Origin of the sequence: Pseudomonas fluorescens, from assembly GCF_902497875.1 — a bacterium.
In the GTDB taxonomy this organism is placed as follows: Bacteria; Pseudomonadota; Gammaproteobacteria; order Pseudomonadales; family Pseudomonadaceae; genus Aquipseudomonas; species Aquipseudomonas fluorescens_BR.
In genome coordinates this window covers 1-3426 of the sequence record NZ_CABVHY010000072.1, presented here as the reverse complement: position 1 = coordinate 3426, position 3426 = coordinate 1, and the positions used below count along the sequence as shown (strand labels likewise).

At 59.4% G+C, this 3426-nt stretch carries 2 protein-coding genes; both read right to left on the bottom strand.

What is annotated here, in order from left to right; genetic code table 11:
- Positions 1-412: 412 nt before the first annotated feature.
- Entirely contained in the window at positions 413-1732 is a 1320-nt protein-coding gene (locus F8N85_RS33430) for an MFS transporter (protein ID WP_150807650.1), read from the bottom strand.
- 342 nt (positions 1733-2074) lie between these two features.
- Positions 2075-3409 carry a sigma-54-dependent transcriptional regulator gene (locus F8N85_RS33425; protein ID WP_150807366.1) on the bottom strand — a complete coding sequence of 445 codons (1335 nt, stop codon included), beginning with the start codon at positions 3407-3409 and terminating at the stop codon, positions 2075-2077.
- Positions 3410-3426 lie beyond the last annotated feature (17 nt).

Here is a 3426-nt window from a genome sequence, read left to right as displayed (position 1 = left end):
CGCCGGTGCGGTCGAAGCCATCAGCAGCGATGGTGCGGTCATAACCGTCGGCGGCGAAGGTGTTGGCAGCCAGGACGGAGAGGGTCAGGGCGATGATCAGTCTGGTTTTCATGGCGGTTACTCCGGTTCGTTTGCGTAGCGTGCGTTAGGTATGGATTGAATGTTACGCTTGTTAAATTGATTAAAAAGCGCAAATAAATGCTTATATTTATCGAATTAATAGATGCGTTATGCGAGCGCTTTGCTTGGCCGGTTCGCACTGGCATAGATAAGCGTTGCTTGAATTCGATTGATGCTGAGGATGCGCGGTGGGAATTAACCGAGCATTAATCGATGGGGCTGCTATCCAAAACTCATGAAAAAGGGGCAGAACCCTTGCAAGGTCTGCCCCTTCTTTTTACCGCCTGTAGCGTTAGTCAGTCTCGATCCGCGAGTGTTTGCGGGTGTCTTTCATGGTGATATAGACCAGCAGCGAAACCGCGATGCAAGCGGTGACATACCAGTAGTAACCGGTTTCCATGCCGATGCTCTTGAACCACAGCGCGATGTATTCAGCGGTGCCGCCGAAGATCGATACGGTCAGTGCATACGGCAGGCCGACGCCCAGGGCGCGGATTTCGGTCGGGAACAGTTCGGCTTTGACCACCGCGTTGATCGAGGTGTAGCCGCTGACGATGATCAGCGCGGCCATGATCAGGAAGAACGCACCCCACCAGGTCTGGACGGTGTGCAGGGTGGTGAGGATCGGCACGGTGAACAGGGTCCCGAGAATACCGAAGGCAATCAGGATTGGCCGCCGCCCGACTTTATCCGAAAGCCCGCCCACCAGCGGTTGCAGACACATGAACAGGAACAGCGTCGCTGCCGAGATGGTGGTGGAGTCGGAAATGCTCATGCCGACGGTGTTCACCAGGTACTTCTGCATGTAAGTGGTGTAGGTGTAGAAAGCCAGAGTACCGCCCATGGTCAGACCGACCACGGTCATCAGTTCCTTCGGATGGCGCATCAAGGTGCGCATCGCGCTTTCCTTGGCCTTCACTTTCTTGGTGAACGACTCGGTTTCTTCCATGCCGCGACGCAGGTACAGCGCGACTACGGCACACAGCGCGCCGATGGCGAACGGGATGCGCCAGCCCCAGGCGTACAGCTGTTCGGTGGTCAGGGTTTGTTGCAGCACGATCAGTACCGCCAGGGCGATGAGCTGGCCGGAGATCAGCGTCACGTACTGGAAACTGGAGAAGAAGCCGCGACGTTCCTTGGTCGCCATTTCGCTGAGGTAAGTCGCCGAGGTGCCGTACTCGCCGCCGACCGACAGGCCCTGCAGCAAGCGAGCGAACACCAGCAGGATCGGCGCGCCGATACCGATGGTTTCATAACCCGGGCTCAGGGCGATCAGCAGTGAGCCGAAGCACATCAGATACACCGAGGCCATCAACGCGGCTTTACGGCCGACGCGGTCGGCGTAGAGACCCATCAGCCAGCCACCGATCGGACGCATCAGGAAGCCCACGGCGAAGATCGCCGCCGTATTCAGAAGCTGTGCGGTGGTGTCGCCCTTGGGAAAGAAGGCTTTGGCGAAATACAGCGAGAAAGCGGCGTAGACGTACCAGTCATACCACTCGACCATGTTGCCGACAGAGCCGCTGAAAATCGATTTGATACGGCTGGAAGTGGTTCGTACTTTCGCCGGCGCAGCCGCCGACCCAAGAGGCAGGGTATTGGAGTTATCCATATAGGATCCTTCATCTCATTGTTTTTGTGGAGCACGTCGAAACGCAACCTGACAGGTCTATAGCAGGAGTTGTGCCAGAACGGAGAGGCTTGATTTAGAGGGGTTGCGGGGATTTTGTGAGCGGAAATCCGCTTGTTTGCGGGGTGGGCGTGAGCGGAAATCCGCCTATTCGGTGCGAGTCCATAATGGTCGTTGCCTGCGTGGGCCCCATCGCGAGCAAGCTCGCTCCCACAAGGGATTGATGGTGGGTCAGCAATTTGTGGCACAACACACATCAAATGTGGGAGCGAGCTTGCTCGCGATGGGGCCAGAACAGGCAACCTAAAATGAAGGTCAGAAGAATCACTCCTCCTTCAAAAACATCTCCCGCGCCAACCCATGGCGCTGCATCTTTTCGTTAAAGGTCCGCCGCGGCAGTTGCAACTCGGCAAGCACCGCCTTGATATCGCCTTTGTGCCGGGTCAACGCCGCTCTGAGGCAATGCGCTTCAAAGGCCTCCTGCTGCGCAGCGAGGGACTGACCGGGTTCGACGCCTTCAGATTCGGGTTCGCCGAGCCCAAGCACCTGACGCTCGGCGACGTTGGCCAGTTCACGGACGTTGCCTGGCCAGTCGTGGCTGAGCAGGCGGCTCAATTGCGGACCGCTCAATGGCGGGAAACTGCGCCCCAGTCGTTCAGCGGCGTTGTGGGCGAAGTGCTCGAACAGCAGCGGAATGTCTTCGCGGCGCTCGCGTAACGGCGGCAGGCGCAATTCAGCGACGTTTAGCCGATAGGCGAGGTCTTCGCGAAAACGTCCGGCGCGGGCCTCATCGAGCAGGTCGGGCTTGGTCGCGGCGATGATCCGCAGGTCGACCCGGATGCTCTGGTTCGAACCCAGCCGCTCAAGTTTCTGCTCTTGCAACACCCGCAGCAGTTTGACCTGCTGGGCCAGCGGCATGCTTTCGATTTCATCGAGAAACAGCGTGCCGCCATCGGCGTATTCGAGCTTGCCGATGCGCTTGCCTTGGGCGCCGGTAAAGGCACCGCTTTCATGGCCGAACAGCTCGGCTTCGAACAACTGCTCGGGGATGGCCGCGCAATTCAGCGCCACAAACGGCTTGTCGGCGCGCGGGCCGAAATCGTGCAGACAGCGGGCGACCAGCTCCTTGCCGCTGCCGGTTTCACCACGGATCAGCACATTGACCGGCAAGGCCGCGAGGTCGAGCACCTGTCGGCGCAAGGTTTGCAGGCCACGGGAAACTCCCAGCAGGCTGGCGTCGAGCTTGGCACGGTTGTCGGCCTGCTCGTGCAGGGCGCGGTTTTCCAATACCAGCCGGCGTTTATCCAGCGCCCGGCGCAGGCTGCTGAGGAGGGTCTCGGGGCTGAAGGGTTTTTCCAGAAAGTCGTAGGCACCGTCGCGCATTGCCTCGACCGCCATCGGCACATCGCCATGGCCGGTGAGCAGGATCAGTGGCAGGTCGGCGTCCAGCGCCTGGACCTTGCTCAGCAACTCCAGGCCACCCATGCCGGGCATACGCACGTCGCTGAGAATCACCCCGGGGAAATCCCTTGGCAGTTGCGCCAGGCAGTCTTCGGCGCGGCTGAACAGTTGCACCACAAAACCCGAGAGGCTCAGCCATTGCTCCACGGCGCTGCGGATACTGGCTTCATCGTCGACCACAATAACCGAGTTCAACATGGGCTTTGCTCCTGCGT